Annotated in this window: 16 protein-coding genes, 1 pseudogene and 1 riboswitch; of the genes and pseudogenes, 10 read left to right on the top strand and 7 right to left on the bottom strand. The window is 74.0% G+C overall.

Annotated features, from left to right (window positions below):
• Window positions 1-17: 17 nt before the first annotated feature.
• Window positions 18-350, bottom strand: a complete 333-nt coding sequence (cutA, locus tag E0L36_RS03170; protein ID WP_180927310.1) for a divalent-cation tolerance protein CutA — start codon at window positions 348-350, stop codon at window positions 18-20.
• A gap of 246 nt (window positions 351-596) precedes the next feature.
• On the opposite strand from cutA, the gene E0L36_RS03165 reads away from it, so the two are divergent.
• Both E0L36_RS03165 and E0L36_RS03160 read left to right on the top strand, forming a co-directional pair.
• Window positions 597-1148 (top strand): DinB family protein, encoded by a 552-nt coding sequence (locus E0L36_RS03165; protein WP_180927309.1) that lies wholly within the window; start codon window positions 597-599, stop codon window positions 1146-1148.
• 297 nt (window positions 1149-1445) lie between these two features.
• On the top strand, window positions 1446-1850 hold the full coding sequence (locus E0L36_RS03160; RefSeq protein ID WP_180927308.1) for a VOC family protein: 405 nt from the start codon (window positions 1446-1448) through the stop codon (window positions 1848-1850).
• Between the two features lie 255 nt (window positions 1851-2105).
• Here E0L36_RS03160 and E0L36_RS03155 read toward each other — a convergent pair whose 3' ends face one another.
• The 3 genes from E0L36_RS03155 to E0L36_RS03145 all read right to left on the bottom strand — a co-directional run bounded on the left by E0L36_RS03155 (window position 2106) and on the right by E0L36_RS03145 (window position 6517).
• Window positions 2106-3362: an FAD-binding oxidoreductase gene (locus E0L36_RS03155; RefSeq protein ID WP_180927307.1), complete on the bottom strand. Its 1257-nt coding sequence runs from the start codon at window positions 3360-3362 to the stop codon at window positions 2106-2108.
• Between the two features lie 124 nt (window positions 3363-3486).
• A complete protein-coding gene (locus E0L36_RS03150) occupies window positions 3487-4785 on the bottom strand; it encodes an MFS transporter (protein ID WP_180927306.1) in 1299 nt (432 codons plus the stop codon).
• Window positions 4786-5269: 484 nt separating this feature from the next.
• Window positions 5270-6517: a Xaa-Pro peptidase family protein gene (locus E0L36_RS03145; protein WP_180927305.1), complete on the bottom strand. Its 1248-nt coding sequence runs from the start codon at window positions 6515-6517 to the stop codon at window positions 5270-5272.
• A gap of 881 nt (window positions 6518-7398) precedes the next feature.
• Between E0L36_RS03145 and E0L36_RS03140 the strand changes: the two genes are divergently transcribed.
• On the top strand, window positions 7399-8337 hold the full coding sequence (locus E0L36_RS03140; RefSeq protein WP_180927304.1) for a LysR substrate-binding domain-containing protein: 939 nt from the start codon (window positions 7399-7401) through the stop codon (window positions 8335-8337).
• A gap of 312 nt (window positions 8338-8649) precedes the next feature.
• Here E0L36_RS03140 and E0L36_RS03135 read toward each other — a convergent pair whose 3' ends face one another.
• The gene (locus tag E0L36_RS03135) at window positions 8650-9435 is read right to left on the bottom strand and encodes a helix-turn-helix transcriptional regulator (RefSeq protein ID WP_180927303.1); all 786 of its coding nucleotides are present in this window, start codon (window positions 9433-9435) and stop codon (window positions 8650-8652) included.
• A 331-nt stretch (window positions 9436-9766) separates the two neighbouring features.
• Between E0L36_RS03135 and E0L36_RS03130 the strand changes: the two genes are divergently transcribed.
• Window positions 9767-10408 (top strand): cupin domain-containing protein, encoded by a 642-nt coding sequence (locus tag E0L36_RS03130; RefSeq protein WP_219636085.1) that lies wholly within the window; start codon window positions 9767-9769, stop codon window positions 10406-10408.
• 309 nt (window positions 10409-10717) lie between these two features.
• Here E0L36_RS03130 and E0L36_RS03125 read toward each other — a convergent pair whose 3' ends face one another.
• Window positions 10718-11491: a hypothetical protein gene (locus E0L36_RS03125; protein ID WP_180927302.1), complete on the bottom strand. Its 774-nt coding sequence runs from the start codon at window positions 11489-11491 to the stop codon at window positions 10718-10720.
• A 429-nt stretch (window positions 11492-11920) separates the two neighbouring features.
• On the opposite strand from E0L36_RS03125, the gene E0L36_RS03120 reads away from it, so the two are divergent.
• The 6 genes and pseudogenes from E0L36_RS03120 to trxA form a co-directional block, all read left to right on the top strand.
• Window positions 11921-12241 (top strand): cupin, encoded by a 321-nt coding sequence (locus E0L36_RS03120; RefSeq protein ID WP_180927301.1) that lies wholly within the window; start codon window positions 11921-11923, stop codon window positions 12239-12241.
• 192 nt (window positions 12242-12433) lie between these two features.
• On the top strand, window positions 12434-13345 hold the full coding sequence (locus tag E0L36_RS03115) for an oxidoreductase (RefSeq protein WP_180927300.1): 912 nt from the start codon (window positions 12434-12436) through the stop codon (window positions 13343-13345).
• Between the two features lie 111 nt (window positions 13346-13456).
• The gene (locus E0L36_RS03110; RefSeq protein ID WP_180927299.1) at window positions 13457-14308 is read left to right on the top strand and encodes a response regulator; all 852 of its coding nucleotides are present in this window, start codon (window positions 13457-13459) and stop codon (window positions 14306-14308) included.
• 549 nt (window positions 14309-14857) lie between these two features.
• A riboswitch (cyclic di-AMP (ydaO/yuaA leader) is annotated at window positions 14858-15022 on the top strand.
• 14 nt (window positions 15023-15036) lie between these two features.
• The gene (locus E0L36_RS03105; RefSeq protein ID WP_258016011.1) at window positions 15037-16257 is read left to right on the top strand and encodes a transglycosylase family protein; all 1221 of its coding nucleotides are present in this window, start codon (window positions 15037-15039) and stop codon (window positions 16255-16257) included.
• A gap of 322 nt (window positions 16258-16579) precedes the next feature.
• Complete coding sequence (locus tag E0L36_RS03100) at window positions 16580-17026, top strand: MerR family transcriptional regulator (protein WP_180927297.1); 447 nt, start codon at window positions 16580-16582, stop codon at window positions 17024-17026.
• 273 nt (window positions 17027-17299) lie between these two features.
• Window positions 17300-17614, top strand: a pseudogene (gene trxA / locus E0L36_RS27380) (thioredoxin); the annotation flags it as partial.
• Window positions 17615-17855: 241 nt separating this feature from the next.
• Here trxA and E0L36_RS03090 read toward each other — a convergent pair.
• On the bottom strand, window positions 17856-18308 hold the full coding sequence (locus E0L36_RS03090; RefSeq protein ID WP_180927295.1) for a gamma-glutamylcyclotransferase family protein: 453 nt from the start codon (window positions 18306-18308) through the stop codon (window positions 17856-17858).
• Window positions 18309-18354 lie beyond the last annotated feature (46 nt).

Below are 18354 nucleotides of genomic sequence, written 5' to 3'. Positions count from 1 at the left end.
GGGGCGACCGGCCGGCCTCAGCCGGTGGGGGCGGAGCCGGTCTCCTGGGCGACCCAGGCCAGGTAGTCGACGTTGCCCCGGGTCACGGGGGTGGCGATGATCTCCGGCACGTCGTAGTCGTGCGCCTCTCGGAGGTACGCCTCCAGCGCGTCGTACCCGGCGGCGCTGGTCTTGAACAGAACCTGCCACTCGGGGTCCCGCTGGACGGCGCCGTCCCAGCGGTAGACGGAGGTCACCGGAGCGCTGATCTGCGCGCAGGCGGCGAGGCGGCGCTCCACCGCGCCCGAGGCCAGGTCGTTGGCCCTCGCTTCGCTGTCGATGGTGGTCAGCACGGTCAGGATGTCGGCCATACGGTTCACCGTAGCCGCCACCGGGCCACCGGTCGCGCTCTTCCGGACCGCACGGGCCCCTCGGACACCCCGGCCTCAGCTCCCGCCCCCCGCACGGGTGTTGGGGACCATCCGTCCCGGTGGAGCGTCCCGGCCCGGCGCGCTCCTCCGTCCAGCGGGGATGTCCCGTGCGGGTCGGGCGGGATGGCGCGGGACGCGGCCGGTTATCCCGTGGCGCACGGCGGGCGTTTCCCGCACGATGAGCCGATGACCAAGCTGAACAAACGAGCGGACCTCTTCGTCGAACTGGCCGACGACCCCCGCGAGTTTCCCCGGCAGGGCGGCGAACTCGACACCCTGATGGACTTCCTGCGCTTCCAGCGCACCACGCTGGAGCTGAAGTGCGCCGGACTGAGCGCCGCCGACCTGGCCCGGCGCTCCGTCGAACCCTCCACCCTGTCCCTGCTGGGTCTGGTGCGGCACATGGCGGACGTCGAACGCGTCTGGTTCCGACGGCGGCTCGACGGCCAGGAGGCACCCTCGTACTTCTGCACACCGGACGACCCGGACGGCGACTTCGACGGCGCCGTCGGAGAGCCCGAGGTCGTCGAGCGGGCATGGGAACTGTGGCGCGCCGAGGTCGCGTTCGCGGACGACTTCGTGGCGCGCGCACCCCACCTGGACATCCGCGCCGAACTGGGAGGCGGCGTCCAACTGTCGCTCCGCGAGGTGCTGGTGCACATGGTGGAGGAGTACGCCCGGCACAACGGCCACGCCGATCTGCTGCGCGAGCGGATCGACGGCAGGCTGGGCCAGTAGCACCCACCCGCGCCCCTCCGACGCCGGGCGGGACGACCGGCCACCCCGCCCCACGTCCCGCCCGCCGCCCCGGCCACCAGCCGCCTCCGGGCCGCCCCGATCCGCCCCGCCCGAACTCACCCGAACCACGCCCGGAGCACCTCTGAGTTGACGGCGGCGCGCACCCCCGTCCGGCCCACGGCCCACGGGGCATACGGGAGTACGGGAGCCGCCGGGCTCCTCCCACCGGGCGACGTGGCCCGGCACACGTCCGTTTCGTTCAAGAACTCCGGCGGGAGACGGCCCTAACCTGCGCGCATGACACCTCAGTTCGACATGATCGGCATCACCACATCCGACCTGGCGGCCTCACTCGCCTTCTACCGGCGCCTCGGCCTGGACATCCCCGCCGGAGCCGAGGAGCAGCCCCACGTGGAGGCGGCGCTTCCGGGCGGACTCCGGCTCGCCTGGGACACGGACGACACCGCCCGGTCCATCGACCCCGGCTACGACCCGGCCGCCACCGGGCGGGGACGGATCGCGCTGGCGTTCCGCTGCGCCGACCCGGCCGAGGTGGACGGCCAGTACGCGGAGCTGACCTCGGCCGGATACCGCGGCCACCTGGAGCCGTGGGACGCCTTCTGGGGCCAGCGCTACGCGACGCTGCTGGACCCGGACGGCAACACCGTCGAACTGTTCGCCCCTCTTCCCCAGACCGACTGAGCCACACCGACTGAGCCAGACCGGCTGGACCCGGCAGCGCGGGTCCGACCGGTCAGACCGGTCCGACCGGTCAGACCGGAGGCTGGCTGGACCAGCGGCTGACGGGCGCCAAGTCCACGCCGTTCAAGTGGGGTTGGGGCCCTGATCGGGCCGTACGGACGGAGTTGGGGCCCGGCCCGGGGGGGGATCGGGCCCCGCCCCGCCCGGGTTGGCGCCCGGGCGGGGCTGGGTCGGCGCGGGCCCCGAGGCCGTGGGTCAGCGCAGGGGGTCGAAGTGGCGCATGAGGGGCGGGGTCCGGCCGGTGGCCACGGACTCCGCGAGGAGCTTGCCGGTGAGTGGGCCGAGCACCATGCCCCACATGCCGTGCCCACCGGAGACGTGCACCCGTGGCGAGCGGGTCGTGCCGACCAGGGGGAGCCCGTCGGCGGTGCACGGCCGGGAGCCGACCCACTCGTCCCGCCGGGCCGTCCAGTCGACGCCACGGAACATGGGGCGGGCGGCGTCGATGATGGTCCGGACGCGACGCGGGTCCAGCTTGGCGTCCGCGGGACGGAACTCCATCATCCCCGTCACCCGGAAGCGGTCACCCAGCGGGTTGCAGGCGACGCGCCGCCCGGCGAGGTAGATCGGGTGGGTGGGCATGTCCTCCGGTTCGACGCTGAAGCTGTAGCCGCGCCCGGCCTGCACCACCGTCCGTACGCCGAAGGGGCGCGCCAGTCCGTTCAGCCAGGCGCCGGTGGAGAGCACCACCGCGTCGGCGTGGATCGGTTCGCCGTTCCGGCAGGTCAACTCCGCGCCGCGCGCCCCGAGATCGCGTACGCCGGTCACCTCTACGCCGGTGCGGACGGTGCCGCCGCGGGCCTGGACGGCGTCGGCCATCGCGTGCGTCATCTCGGGCGGGTTGATGAACCGCTGGCCGTGGACCAGGACGCCGGTACGGTTCTCGGTGCTGAGAATCGGCTCCAGGGCGCGGAGTTCGTCGCCGGAGACGGTCTCGTAGCTGACCTCCCCACCGGCGGCCGCCACCTTCTCGAACTCCTCGATGAGGTGCCGACGGTCCTCGTCTGTGCCGCAGGCGGCGACGAACGGGGCCGCGTCCCGCACGGGGGCGGTGACACCCGCGTCGCTCAGCTGATCGTAGGCGTCCAGACTGACGCGGTTGACCTCGGTGAAGACCTCCATCGCCCGCTCCCACCGGCGGTTGGTGCACTGCCGGGCGAACGCGATCAGGAACGCCCAGAGCCGCCGGTCGACAGTGGGCGGGATGGCCACCGGCGAGGAGCGGTCGAAGAGCGAGGCGATCCCGTAGCGCAGGATCGACGGCTCGGCCAGGGGCAGAGTGAAGGCCGGGTTGAGCATCCCCGCGTTCCCCCAGGAGGAACCGGCGGCGACCCCGGTGCGGTCGACGACGGTCACGCCGACCCCGCGCTCCTGTAGGAACCAGGCCGCGGAGAGACCGACCATGCCCGCGCCGACGATGGCGACGTGTGCGGGTGCCGAGCCAACGCTCATCTCAGATACCTCCCCAGTGACGGTGACACGTGAAGTGACATGCGTGGTGTGCGGACAAGCGTGGTGCGCGGTGCGGGTCCCGGCGGGGAGCGCGGCTGGCGGCGCTGGCCCCGGCCGGGGTGGGTCAGGTGAGAGGGCGGCGGGCGGTCTCCGGCATCAGCGCCAGCGGGACGAGGGTGAGCAGGGCGACCAGGATCAGGTAGTACGCGGGCATGTACAGGTTGCCGGTCCGGTTCACCACGAAGGTCATCAACAGCGGTGCCGTGCCGCCGAACACGGCGAAGGAGACGTTGTAGCCGACGGCCACCCCCGTCCCCCGCACCCGGGCGGGGAACAGTGCCGGAAGGGTGGCCGTGGTGGTGCCGAGGATCGGTATGTGGCAGAGCGTGAGGAGGACCAGCCCGGCGAGCGCCCCCTGCCACGTCGCCCGCTCGATGAGGAGGAACGCCGGGTACGTCAGCACCACGTACCCGATGGCCGCGCCCCTCAGCATCGGTCCGCGCCCCACCCGGTCCGAGAGGATCCCGGCGAAGGGTATGCCGAGGGTGAGCAGCCCCCCGGCCACGAACACCAGCAACTGGGCGGTGGACGACGCCATGTCGAGGTCCTCGGACAGGTAACTCGGCAGGTACGTCAGCAGGATGTAGGTGCCGATGCTGGAGTAGACGACGACACCCCCGCAGATCAGCACGCGCGCGCGGTGTGCCGTGAGGGTCTCGCGGAGCGGGCCGCGCGCCCCGGGCTTTTCCTTCGCCAGCGCGTCGAAGACGGGCGTGTCCAGCAGCCGCATCCGCAGGTACAGGCCGATCGTGCCCAACGGCAGGGCGAGCAGGAAGGGAAGGCGCCAGCCCCAGGACTCCATGCTCGCCTCGGACAGCGCGTAGGTGAGCAGGGTGGTGAGGCCGGAGGCCAGCAGGAAGCCCGCGATGGCGCCGCACTCCAGCCAGCTGGCCCAGAAGCCGCGCCGCCGGTCCGGCGCGTACTCCACGACGAAGGTGGAGGCGCCCCCGTACTCGCCACCCACCGCGAAGCCCTGGACGAGCCGGAGCAGGATGAGCGCGAGGGGCGCGAGGACGCCGACGGTGTCGTAGCCGGGGAGGAGACCGATCGCGGAGGTGGCGACGGCCATGGTGAGGATGGTGATCGACAGCGTCCGCTTGCGGCCGATCCGGTCGTTCAACGGCCCCAGCACGAAGGCGCCGAGCGGGCGGATCGCGAAGGCCAGCGCGAAGGTCGCGAAGGAGGCGAGCAGCGACAGACCGGGTTCGGACTGGGGGAAGAACACCTCGCCCAGGACGACGGCCAGATAGCCGTAGGTGGCGTAGTCGTACCACTCGGTGGCGTTTCCGATCATCGCGGCCGTGACGGCGCGACGCCGGGTCGCGGCGTCGAACCGCCGTGCGGCGTCCAGGGTTTCGCTCATGGTGTTCCGTTCCCCTGCCGTGCGTCGCGTTGCCGTGCGTCGGGTGTGCCGTGCGTCGCGCTGCCGTGGGCCGTGCCCGGTCGCCTCCCCGACCGGAATCGCCGTGCTCGCTCCGTTCCTCCCCTCGCGGTGCGCTGTTCCCTCGCGGTGCCCCGCTCACTCACGGAGCCCGGTGCGTTCCGGACGGGTGTGGGGCACCGTTCCGGGAACGTGTGGTCCGTCCCCGGTGCGGCGCGGCCCCAGTCCCTCCCGTCACAGGGGGAGTTGGCCACCCCACGCGACCGTCACGCGGACGGCTCGACGGTCCGCCGTGCCCGGGCCCACCGCGCTGGACCGGCGGGCCCAACGGGCCTCCCCAAACCGGGGGTTCCGGAGCGTGAGTTCCGGAGCACAGTTCGGGAGCAGGTGTTCCGCAGCGGGGGTGGCACGGCGGGGTGGTCCGAACGCCCGTGTACTCAGCGAGAGTTCGGACCCGTCGCGGCCGTCAGAGGGTGATGAGGTCGGCGGCGCCGTGGGTCAACGGCCGCGCCCCGTCCCGCTCCACGACGAAGGTCTGGCTCAGCCCGACGCCGGAGTTGCCGAACGAGCGGAAGGAGCCCGGGATATGGAAGACCATGCCGCTCCGCAGCGGCTCGTCGTTGTCCGGCGTGAGGTAGAACGGGACGCCGTCCATCCAGTGCGGCTTGTGCGCCAGCCCCACCGGATAGCCGAGCAGCCGGTGGAACATGACGTCGTCGGGGAGATCGCCGAGCGCCCAGCTGGCCTCGGTCGCGACGTGTCCGGCCGTCACCCCGTCCCGCGCGTGCTCCAGTACGGCGGCCACGGCGGTCCGCGCGAGTTCCGCCAACCGGGCGTCGGCGGCGCTGAGTTCACCGCGCACCAGGGTCCGCATCACCGGAGCGTGGTAGCGGTGGTGGGTTCCGGCGAACTCGATGAACGTCGGCCCGTCCCCCAGCGGGCGGTCCACCCAGCTGGAGTGCGGGATCCCTCCGCGCCGCCCGGTCGCCACCACCGGGCCCCACGCCGAGGGCGAGTTGGCGTCCCGGTACAGCGCCTCGGCGACGGAGGCCGCGACGGAGGAGTCGGTGGCGTCCGGCTCCCGCGCCGCCACCACGGCCGCCTCGACTCCGGCCTGGGTCGCCACCGCCGCCTGTTCCACACACCGGAGTTCGGCGGGCGAGAGCACCAACCGGGCGCGCTCGACCAGGTAGTCGGGGTGGCGGACCGCGAACCCCTGCTCGCGCAGCAGCTCGACGGCGCGCGGCGGGGTGGAGGCGTGCCCGACCTCGACACCGACCCGGGCCCCCCGCGGCAGCACCGTCGCGGCGTGGCCGAGGAACAGCTCCAGCCCGCGCAGCGCGTCCGCGTAACCGCAGAAGCGGATCTCGTCCACCCGGGAGCTGGCCAGCGCCCGGCCCACCTCCAGGTCGGGAATGTAGAGGTAGGTCTCCGAGGCGGTGACCAGCAGCGGCTGCGGCGCGGTCTCGGCGGTGTAGAACCCGCAGAGGTACTCGACGCTGGACGGCCGGAACACCACCATGGCGTCCAGTTCCGCGTGCGCCATCCGCTCGCGGACGTCCGCCAGCCGGGCCGCGTACTCCTCGTCGGGGAACGCCTGTTCCTCCGCCTCCCGCACCCGCACCGAGGCGGCCTCGGTGAGCCACGAGGGAGTGGACGCGCTGCCCAGCTCCACGATGTTGGGGGAGAACCCGGCCGGTCGGTCGTTGCCCATCTGATCCCCTTCCAAATCCGTCGCGTGTTGTCAGTACGGTCCTACGTACGGTCCTACGGGGTGGTGCGCGATCCGCCGGGCGGGCGCCCGGCGTGTCCTGGCGGGGTACGTTCCCCGTTCCCGTGCCGCACTCCGGTGCCCCGTCCCCGCGCACCGGGGTACGTCCCTCCCGCCCCGCCTCCCCCGTCGCCCTCCGGGCCACCGCCCGCCTCCGTCCGGACGCCCAGGCGGTCGAACCTCGCCTGGCGCGGGCGGAGTTGGGCGCGGAGGATTGAGTGGGTGGGCGCGTGGTGGCTACGGGAGCGGGGTGGAGCGGGAGGTGCGGGACGCCGCGCGCGGGCTGGACGGGCTCGCGTGCGGGCTGCCGCGTCCGGTCCACGGATGGGGTTCAACGGCTGGGGTTCCGCGGATGGGGTTCAACGGGGTACGGACGCGGGCGGAGTTGGGCGCCGAGGCGGGTGTGTGAGTGCGGGTGTGGGGTGTGCCCGGAGGGCCCGGCCGGTGCTCCGGGCGGGGAAGTCCCCGGACGGTCGGGCGGGAGCGGCCGTGGAGCGGAAGCAGCCGTGGGTGGCGGCTACCGGACGCCGGCGCCCGCGTGTCGGTGTGTCACCGTAAGCGGGGGACGGACGGGGGCGGTTCGGTCAGCGGGGCGGCGCCCCTGGGGCGGTCGGAACCGGACGTGCGGTGCGCCGTCAGCCAGCCCATCGGTGTCCTCTCCTAGCGTTCCGGATGCTCTCACCGTGCTTCCGGGACCCCTCGCCACCGGCGCGGAGTGACCCGGTTCCAGCCGTTCACCGATCCCCCTCTGCGTCGCAGTGTGAGTCCCCGCGTTCGTTCACGTCCATTGCAGATTGGTTCAGCGATTGTTTTAGTGATGGTTCATGGAACTCTCGCTGCACCGGTTGCGCATGCTGCACGAGCTGAGCCGGCGCGGGACGATGACGGAGGCCGCCGCCGCGCTGCACTACACGCCCTCCGCCGTCTCGCAGCAACTGGCCGCGCTGGAACGCGAGGTGGGGCTGAAGCTGCTGGAACACGTGGGCCGCCGGGTCCGGCTCACCGAGATCGGCCGGGTCCTCGCCCAGCACGCCGCCGAGGTGCTTGCCGCGGAGGAACGGGCGCGGATAGCGCTGGAGCGGGCGCAGCGCAGCCTCACCGCCGACCTGACCGTCGGGGTGCTGGCGACGCTGGCCGGTTCGCTGGTGCCGCCCACCCTCGCGCTCCTGGCCGAACGCCACCCCGGGGTACGGGTCCGAACCCGCGAACTGGCCCCGGAGGAGACGCAGTCGGCCGTTCGCGACGGCGATCTCGACCTGGCGTTCGTCCTCGACTACCCCGATCACCCCGACGTCCCGGTCTCCTGGGACGCCCACGTGGAGGCGACGCTCGTCGGCGTCGAGCACCTCCATCTGGTCGCGCCCCAGGGGATGTTGACGACTCCGGGCCCGGTGGACCTGGCCGACCTCGCCGACCACTCCTGGGTGGCCTCGGGCACCAGCACCGAGTTCGGCCGGGCGCTGTGGACGATGTGCCGAGCGGCGGGCTTCACCCCGCGCATCGCCCACCAGATGGACGAACAGGCCACGGCGATGGCGATGGTCGCCGCCGGGCTGGGCGTCACCCTCGTCGCGGACCTCGGTCTCTCCCTGCGCCCGTCCGGCGTCGAGGTGTTCCGCTTCGCGAAGCCGCTCCGGCGCCGCGTCATGGTGCTGCGCCGCGCGGCGACCCAGGACCGGCCCTCCGAACGGGCCTTCGTACGCGCCGCGGTGGACGCGGCGGCCGGGCTCGACCTCCGCGAACCCCCCGCCCGCGCCCCCTGACGTCCCCCACCCGACCCGTTCCCTCCTGACCGCCCGCGCCCGGCGGCAGCACCGGGCGGCCCGCACCGGGCGGCCCGCCCGCGCCGGAACCGGCTGCCCCTCGGTGTGACCCAACTCCCCCGCGCCGCCCGCCGCTTGAGTCCCGCCGACAGCAGCGGCCCACCCGCGCCCGGCGGTTCCCCGCATCTGCCCGCGCCGTCCTCCCGCCGCCCCCCCCCGTCGCCCGTGGGCCGCCGGCCGCCGTGCCGCGCTTCCCCCGCTCATCCAACTCGGCCCGGTCCTGTCCCACCTCCCGGCGCGGCCTCGCACGTCCTACCGGTTCGGCTCCCCCAACGCGTCCCAGCCGTCCCACACCCCGCGTTCGCCCCACGTTTCCGGTCCGCGCCGCGTCCCCGGTCCGCCACGCTCCGCCAGGAGGGCGCGCAGGGAGGTTCCCGCCAACGCGCGGATCTCTCGGGACAGATGGGCCTGGTCGGCGTATCCGGCCAGGGCGGCGATCCGCACCGGCGGCAGCCCCTCCCCCGCGAGCGCCAGCGCGCGGCGCATCCGGAGCACCCGGGCGAGCGTCTTCGCGCCGTACCCGAAGGCCGCATGGCAACGACGACGCAACTGCCGCTCGCTCAGCCCCACTTCGTGTGCCACCCCGGCCACCGGGGCGCCCGCGCGCAGCAGCCGGAGCACCGCACCCGGGAGCGGATCGGCGGTGGTGCGCCCCGCCGCCCACGCCGCGCCGCGCGCCAGCGCCCGGCTGGGACGCTCCGCCTCCGCGACCCGCTCCGCGAGTCGCCGCGCCGCGGGCTCCGGCCACACCCGCGCGAGCGGCAGTCGCAGGTCCCGCAACTCGTCGGCCGGGACGCCGAGCACGGACGGCCCGGTACCCGGCGCGAAACGGAGGCCAATGATCCGCTCACCCGGAGCCCCCGCGACCAGGTGCGCCCGGGTGTCCGGCCCGGCGACCACCAGTTCACCCCGGAGCAGCAGCAGGTCCATGCAGCCGTCGGGCAGCACCCGGCCCACGTCCCCCTCGGGGGCCGTCCTCGTCCAGAGCACCGCACCGGGCGGCACTCCCGGCTCCCTCGCCGGGCGTTCCTCGTACATGCCACCAGGCTGCCGCACCGCACCGACACCCCCCGCGCCTCCACCCCCTGGGGCGTCCACCGCCCGACGCCGGGTGGCGCACCCCGCCTGAGGCCAGGTGGCGCACACCGGTCCGAGAGCGCTCGGGCACGCCGGAGCGGACCACGTCCGGCGGAGCGCCGCGCGTCAGGCACCGGGCGGGGGACGTCGGGGGCGGGGGAGGTCAGGCGTCCGGGCACCGGGGTGCCGGTGCGGCGGTGCGCCGCGTCCGTCGGTCATGTTCACGCGGGTGGCCGGTGCGGCGGGCACGAGCCGAGCCGAAAGCCGCGCTCGCGCGGCCTAGAGTGCCGACATGGACGATCCCACCTCAGCCCAGCCGTCCGGACAGCGCCCCGAGGGCGACCCGGGACGGCGACCGGCGGCGCCCGGGGCCGGGCCCGGAGAGCGGTCCATGGAGGGGCCCGGGGAGATGCCCGTGGACGGGCCGGGAGACAGGCCCAGCCTCGTGGAGACGCTGGAGCTGCGCCGACGGCCCGAGGGCGGCTGGTACCGCGAGACCTGGTCGTGCGCGCACCAGCTGCGTCCGGAGGACTACCCCGGGGCGCGAGCGTCCGCCACCCTCGGCTACCTGCTGCTGCGGCCCGGCGAGGAGACCAGCTGGCGCACCCTCCGCTCGGACGAGATCTGGCTGCACCACACGGGCGGTCCCGTCACCCTGCTGTTCGGCGGCACGGGGAGCCGTCCGTCCACCATGCCGACGACCGCGACGCTCGGCCCGGACCTGGCGGCCGGTCAGCAGCCGCAGCTACGGGTGCCGGGCGGCGCCTGGCGGTCCGCCCGCTGCGACGGCCCCACCGAGACGCTGATGACCTGCCTCGTCTCGCCCGGCTTCCACCCGGACGACCGCACCGTGTACACGGAGCCCGGGCCGGTTCCGCCCGCCGAGCCGACCGAGGCCCACCTCAACGAGCCGCCGGGGGAACCGCCGGACTGAACCGCCCGCCCACACCGCCGCTCCCGCGCACTCCCGCCCCCTCGCCCCTCGCTCGGGGGGCTCCCCACCGAGGCCGCCCCGGGCGATCCGCGTCCCCACCCACCGGATCCCCAACTCCCTTGGGAGACCTGGTTCTTGTGGCTACGGGATCACCCGTGGACGCCTGCTGACCGCCCTCTCGGCCAGGCTTCCCCGTACTTCCCTGGACCTGCCCGTACTTCCCTGGCCCTGCCTGGACCTGCCCGGAGACCTGCCTGGGTTTCTCGGGTTCCCGGTGGCCTCCCCTGGTCTCCCGGTCCCGGCGGCGGTTCAGCCGCCCCGCAGGGTCACGCCGTACCGCGTCCGCAGGCGGTGGATCTCCCACCAGGCGATCGCCGTCACCGACGCGGGCCCGCCGACGAGCACCACGTACGCGATCGCCGGAGGCCCGGCGGGCAGCCCGCCGATGGCGGCGTACTCCCAGACCAGCACGCTCGCCAGCAGGGCCGGAAGCGCCGGATGCACGGCGGCCGCGCCGAAGCCACTGCGTACGACGGAGATCGACGCGAACACGAAGAGGAACAGCGACCAGGCCGTGGCCGCGAAGCAGGCCATCACCCACAGCACCTCAACTCCCTGACTGTGCGAGGGTGTCGCCTCACTCAGCAGCAGGAAGCAGGCGGGTACGAGCGCCAACACGCCCAGGAACCGCAGGAGTTTGCCCAGCGGCGTCCGGAGGGCGCTTCGCATGGCGCGCCGCCGGGCCGGATACGAGCACGCGATGAGGACGCCCACCACCACGGGCGCACTGACGATGAGCAGCCAGGGCGCGACGAAGAACACCAGCCACCGTTCCGCCGCCTGCTCCATCACGTCCTCGGCGGTGCCGAAGACCATGAGCACCCCGAACGACACCAGCGCCGCCGACCACACCCGGAACCGCTTGACCCGGGCCACCGCCCGGTCGTGGGCGCGGATCGGAACGCCCGGGCCGAAGATCCGGTACGAGGCGAGCCGCGCGCTCCGCGCGAGCGCGTACAACCCCAGGAAGGGGGAGAGGAGTAACAGCAGCGGCGACAGGAACAGCAGCAGGGGCGCGGGCACCCGGGTGACCAGCCACCACACGGACGGCCAGCGCCGGAAGCCTCCCGGCGCGTCCGGGTCCGGGGAGGGGGGCGGCGGCCCCGGCGGCGGTACGGGTGGCCGCGGGCCCGGCGTCGGTTCGGGCGGCCGCGGCCCCCATCCGGGTCGTACTCCGGTCACTGCGCGCTCCTCCCCCAGCCCCTCCCGAGGGCGCCTGGTCCCGGCGCCCCGGGTGCGTACCCCCGTAAGACGCCGGACCGCCCGACGCGGTTCGACCGGATTCGGCCGGAGGGGAACGCGGTCGGCCGGGCCGGGGGGTGAGGTGGTGGGGCCTGGCCCCGCCACGGTGCGAGACGGGCCCCGGCACGGTGGGACGCGGCGGCGCGAGGCGGCCCTCCGCCGCCGGTGGGCAGCGCTTGCGGATCGCCCGCGACCAGCCACGATGGAGGGATGGACGATCTCACGTCGCTCGCCGACGAGCACCTGACGCGGGCCAGGTCCGACCCCCACGGGCGCAGCGCCCAGCTGTTCCTGCACGACGGGCCGCTGCGGCAGAGCGTCATCGCGCTGACCGCTGGGGCCGCGCTGGACGAGCACGGCGCGCCCCCGGCCGCGAGCCTCCTCGTCCTCCGGGGCCGGGCGCTGCTCACCACCGAGGATCGGGAGCAGGAGCTGAGCGCCGGGCACATCCAGCGCGTCCCGCAGCTCCGGCACGGACTGCTCGCGGTGGACGACACCGTCGTCCTGCTGACGACGGTCACGGGCGGCTAGCCCACCCGCTCGGGCACCGGTTCGTACCGTTCGGGCGCCGTCCCGGTGCCGTTTCGTACCGTTCGGAGGCCTTCCCGGCGCCCGTTACGGCCGCCCCCACGGCCGCCGCGGCCGGTGTTTTCGCGCCACCTCGACTGATACTCCCGCAGTGATTAGCCTCCGTCCTACTCGGCAGCTGAGGAGTGCGACGTCATGGGCTGGACAGCGCGGAACATCCCGGACCAGACGGGCAGGACGGCGGTGGTGACCGGCGCGAACAGCGGCCTCGGCTTCGTGACCGCCCGCGAGTTGGCGCGCCGCGGCGCCCGCGTGGTGCTCGCCTGCCGGGACGCGGAGCGTGGCCGGATCGCGCGGGAGCGGCTGCGCCGGACGCTGCCCGAGGCCCACACCGAACTGCGGACGCTGGACCTCGCCGACCTGGCGTCCGTGCGGCGCTTCGCCGAGGAACTGCCGGACGAGCGGCTGGACCTGCTGGTCAACAACGCGGGCGTGATGGCGCTGCCGTACCGCAGGACGGCGGACGGCTTCGAGACGCAGTTCGGCGTGAACCACCTGGGGCACTTCGCGCTGACGGGGCTGCTGCTGGAGCGGCTGCTGGCCGCCGAGGCGCCCCGGGTCGTCACCGTCTCCAGCGGGCTGCACGCGCTGGCCAACATCGATATCGGCGACCTCAACAGCGAGCACACCTACCGGCGTTGGGTCGCCTACGCCCGGTCGAAGACGGCCAACCTGCTCTTCACCCACGAACTGGCGCGCCGGGCCGCCAGCCGCCGGCTGACGGCCGCCGCCGCCCACCCCGGTTACGCCGCGACCGAACTCCAGACGCGAGCCGCCCGGATGGAGGGACACCGGATGCGGGAGCGGCTCGCCGGACTCGGCAACCGGGCGTTCGCACAGCGCGCGGAGGCGGGCGCGCTCCCCACGCTGTTCGCGGCGTGCGCGCCGGGCGTGCGGCCCGACTCGTTCACGGGGCCACGGCTGCTCGGTGTGCGCGGCACCCCGGCCCCGTCCTGGCGGATGGGGTGGACGCGGAACGACACGGCGGGTGAGCGACTGTGGGCCGCCTCCGAGCAGTTGACCGGGGTGCGCTACCCGGCGCTGTGACCGCGCGCCCTCCGCTCCGGAGCGCCCACGCTCCGGGGCGGCCGCCCGCCCGTCCCCGACCATTCCCGACCCTCCGGAGCGGAGGGCTCCGAGACCGAGGAGGGAGACCCGGTGCTCAGCGTGCTCGTGGTGGACGACGACTTCATGGTGGCCCGGCTGCACAGCACCCTGGTGGAGCGGGTTCCCGGGTTCCGGGTCGCCGGGGTGGCGCACAGCGGGTCCACGGCGCTGGAGGCGGCCCGCAGGGAACGGCCCGACCTCGTACTGCTCGACATGTACCTGCCCGACATACCGGGCCTCGCGGTACTGCGCGCCCTGCGGGGCGGCGCCTGGGAACCCGCTGGACCGGACGAACCACTGGACGAACTGGACGTGCTGGTGGTGACCGCCGCGCAGGACGCGCGCACGGTGCGCGCCGCCCGGCGGTGTGGCGCCGTGCAGTACCTGATCAAGCCGTTCGAGGGGGTGGAGCTGCGGGAGCGGCTGCTGGACTACGCGGCGGGCCGCCGGGAGAGCGAGGCGCTGACCGCCCCCGGACAGGCCGAGGTGGACCGGCTGTTCGGCGCGGGGGCCGGGGGCGCGTCCGCGCGGGGCACCCGCGCGAGGGCGGCGCCGGGCGCGGGCCGCGACACCGGACGGGACGGAGCCCGCGCCTGGCCGAAGGGGCTGACGGAGCAGACCGCCTCGCTGGTGCGCGGCGCGCTGGAGTCCCTCGGGGAGGAGGGGAGCCTGTCCGCCTCGGAGTGCGCCGAACTGTGCGGGCTGTCCCGGGTGAGCGCGCGCCGGTACCTGGAGCACTTCACCACCGTCGGGGAGGCGCGGGTGTCCCTGCGCTACGGCACGACCGGACGGCCCGAGCGCCGGTACCACCACACCGGCCCACGCGGCGGATCGATGGCCCACGCCCCGGACGCCACCGGAACACCCAGCGCTCCCCTCCGGCAACTCCCGCCCCTCCCATAACGGAACAGAGCCTCTATTTCTGCCAATCCGGCCATTCACGGCCCTGATCGCGCACCACGGATGTAACCCCCGCGTATGGGGTGTTGTCCGCACACGGATCGCTACCACCCCGAATCGGGCAGCCGGATCCGGTGACCCTGAACCGCGCACCCGAAGCCGGGCACCCTCGGAGCGAACAAGAGAAATGCCCGATTCGGGGCGTATGTTCCCAAGGTGCACCCAGAGGGGCCGACTCGGACGGGAAGGCGCGAGGACCCCCACACGAGGGACGCGGCGACGTGAGAGCTGTCACATCCGATCAACCGACGGAACCGCCGCGACCGTCCGACACTCGGCCTCCCTCTCCGTCAACGACGCCGCTGACCGGGACACTTGAGGACGCATCTCACTGAACGTCACGCTCCGCACGAGTTGTGTGCACCGGGGCAATTTCACCGAACGCCTTGTGGCGGGGATTTCCGCCTGATTAGCGTGCATCCGCCGACGCGTTCTCCATGCGCCGGTCTCACCGCCGGAAACGCCGAGTCCCGCCGTCCGGTGGCCGAGAACACCACGAACACACCGCGGCGGGAGCGGGGGAACCAGGTAAGCGCCGCACCGTGCGTCACCGCACAGCGCGGCTTGGGGTGAAGCCGTCCACGCGCCCCGCGCGGGACGGCCGGGCAGCTCCAGCCCGAATCCGACAGCTCACCTCGCAGGCGCAGGAGAGGAACAGACCCATGTCTGGACTGTCTGGACGGGGGCGGCACCGCCGCCAGCCCGAACGGCGCATCCGCCGCCGTATTTCCCGCGCCTCGCTCGCCGTCACCGCTGGCGGCGCGGGCATCGCGCTCCCGCTGCTCGGCGCGGGCAACGCACAGGCCGCCTCGGTGAGCACCTGGGACAAGGTCGCCCAGTGCGAGTCGACCGGCAACTGGTCCATCAACACCGGCAACGGCTACTACGGCGGCCTCCAGTTCGCCCAGAGCACCTGGGAGGGCTACGGCGGCACGCAGTACGCGCCGCGCGCCGACCTGGCCACCAAGGACCAGCAGATCACCGTCGCCGAGAAGGTGCTCGCCGGGCAGGGCCCGGGCGCCTGGCCGCTGTGCGGCCCCAAGGCCGGACTCAGCCAGAACAGCGGCGCCCCGCAGGTCTCACCGGACCGTGGCGAGGCGGACCGCTCCGAGCGCGGTGAACGCCGCTCGGCGCAGGGCGGCGAGCAGGCCACGCCGAAGAAGCCGAAGGCCGAACAGCCGAAGGCGGCACAGCCCAGCCAGCCGCGGAGCGACGCCGGTTCGCACCGCGTGGTCAGCGGGGACACCCTGCACACCATCGCCGAATCCCGTGACCTGCGCGGCGGTTGGGAGCGGCTGTACGAGGCCAACCGGAAGACGGTCGGTTCCGACCCGGACCTGATCTACCCCGGACAGAAGCTGACCCTGTCCGGCGCGAAGGCGTCCGGTGCGGCCTCCGGCCAGGAACGCTCCTCGGCTCCCGCCGAGCGGAAGGCCCCGCAGAAGGCCGACCGTTCCGTCTCCACCCAGTCCGCCTCCGGCGGCAACGGCGCGTACACGGCGCCGGTCGACGCGAGCACCAGCACCCCCTACGGCGCGTCCGGCGGCAGCTGGTCCAGCGGCAGCCACACCGGAGTCGACTTCTCGGCCTCCTCCGGCACCCCCGTCAAGGCGGTCACCTCCGGCATCGTCATCTCGGCGGGCTGGGGCGGCGCCTACGGGAACGAGGTCGTGGTGCGCCACGACGACGGCAAGTACACGCAGTACGCGCACCTGTCCTCGCTGTCGGTGCGCTCCGGCCAGCAGGTCGACACCGGCGAGCAGCTGGGGCTGTCCGGCTCCACCGGCAACAGCACCGGCCCGCACCTGCACTTCGAGGTGCGCAACGGTCCGAGTTACGGCGCGGACATCGACCCGCTCGGCTACCTGCGGGCCCACGGCGTCGCACGCTGACCCACCGGCCCCCCTCCGACCGCGCCGGCCCCCTCCGGATGCCCGGTACCTCCCCTCGGAGGTACCGGGCATCGGCGTCTCCGGACGGGGGTGCGGCCGCCCCAGAGTACGGCGGGCGGGAACGGCGCACGGGAGAACGTCCTTCGGTGAGGCTCGCGTTGACGCCGACGTCACCTCCTAACGTGGTGTCCCTCCCCGGGAGATCCGGCCGCGGCACGGTGCGGCACCCGACACGGTGCGCCCGGCACGGTGCGGCGCCCACCCCGGGTGGGCGCGGGGACGGACGGCCGGCCCGGACAGCGGACGACGGGAGGGGAGACGAGTGCGGATCGGGGAACTCGCGGAACGGGCGGGGACGACCACGCGCACACTGCGCTACTACGAGGCGCGCGGGCTGCTCCCCGCCCGCCGGGACGCGCGCGGCCACCGCACCTTCGACGCGGAGGACCTGCGGCTGCTCCAACAGATCCGTCTCCTCCAGGACTTCGGATTCGGCCTGGAGGACACCCGGCCGTTCGTCGAGTGCCTGCGCGCCGGGCACCCGGCGGGCGACTCCTGCCCGGCCTCCCTCGCGGTGTACCGGCGGAAGCTGGACGAGCTGGACGCGTGCATCGCACAGCTGCGGGAGGCACGGGAGCGACTGGGAGACCGGCTGGCCAGGGCGGAGCTGGAGGCCGCCGCACGCCTGCCCGAACCACCCGAGCCCCGCTGCGAGTTGACGGGCACGGCGGTGGATCCCCCGCGAGCCGAGGATCACCCCTCGGCCTGAGCGCGACAGGGCAGCCGGAGACCGTACGGCCCGTTCCCGTACATCCGGCATCCGAAGCACATCCACAACAAGGCAGGCTGGAAGGTGGAGAACATGACGGGACAACGGGAAACCCCCGCACACGGGACCGCCGCACCCACACGGCCCCCACGGACACCGCCCTCCCTCCCCTCCTCCCATCCGTCGCAGCCATCCCCACGGGTCGGTCGCTCCCCGGCGGAGGACGGTCCCGCGGGTCCGGGGAGCGCCAGCGGCGCGGGCGGGGACGGAGAGGTCGTACGGGCCAGCGACGCCACGTTCCGTGACCTCGTACTGAACGCGGACGTTCCGGTGCTGGTGAAGTTCACCGCGGCCTGGTGCGGTCCCTGCCGGGCACTCACCCCGGTACTCGCCGAGATCGCCCGCGAACGGGCGGGCGAACTGCGCGTCGTCGAGCTGGACGTCGATCACGATCCGGGTACCCAGTCCGCCTACGGGGTGCTGTCGACCCCGACGCTGATGCTCTTCCGAGGTGGGGAGCCGGTGCACTCGCTGGTGGGCGCCCGCCCCAAACGGCGGCTGCTCCAGGAACTGGACGCGGTGCGCTGACCACCCGGCAGCGAGACCGGCGCCCGACGGACGGAACTGTCCGGAGGGCGGAGAGGCCCCGGGACGGTCCGGGAAAGCCCCGGGGGAGGCCCCAGGGAGAGGCCCTGGGGAGGAGGAGCCGGGAGAGGGTTCGGGAGAGGATCCTTTGGAGGGACGAGCCCGGCCGGAAGACGTCCGGAACAGGACGGAACAGGACGGAACAGGCCGTGGCGACGGTTCGGCGGGTTTCGGTTACGTCCCGTCAGGTCTCCAAACGCACGGCGTACGCCTCCAGTTGGTACGCCGCGAAGGTCCCGGGCTCCCAGTCCTCCACCAGCACCTCCCTCTCGCTGGTCCAGACGTAGGCCCAGCCGTACCCGCCCTCGCCCAGGTGGAGTCGGCGCAGTTCGTAGTCGTCGTCCTCGAAGTCGTCCAGCAGGCGCCATTCGGCCGGGGTCAGCCCGGTGAGCAGCCGCCCACGGACGGTTCCCGCCGCGGGGACGAGGCCCGGGTAGGGCCGGTCGCGCAGGGCGGCCGCCCGCCAGCCTGGGGCGGTGGCCGGGCGTCGTGCGGGCGCGCGGCCGAGGAGCGCGCGCAGGATGCGGGGAAAGAGCAGGGTGCCGTAGACGAACAGGGTGTCCGGGGCCACGGCGAGCCGATGACCTGCGTGGGGGGCGTGGTGCGCCCGAGGGATGTCGGGGAACTCGTCGGCCATGGGGGGCGGTTCACCTCCGTACGGTCGGGGTGGGTCGGCGCCGCAC

The sequence above is a fragment of the Streptomyces sp. AJS327 genome (assembly GCF_013450295.1).
Classification (GTDB): domain Bacteria; phylum Actinomycetota; class Actinomycetes; order Streptomycetales; family Streptomycetaceae; genus Streptomyces.
This window is presented reverse-complemented; position numbering and strand designations above follow the sequence as displayed.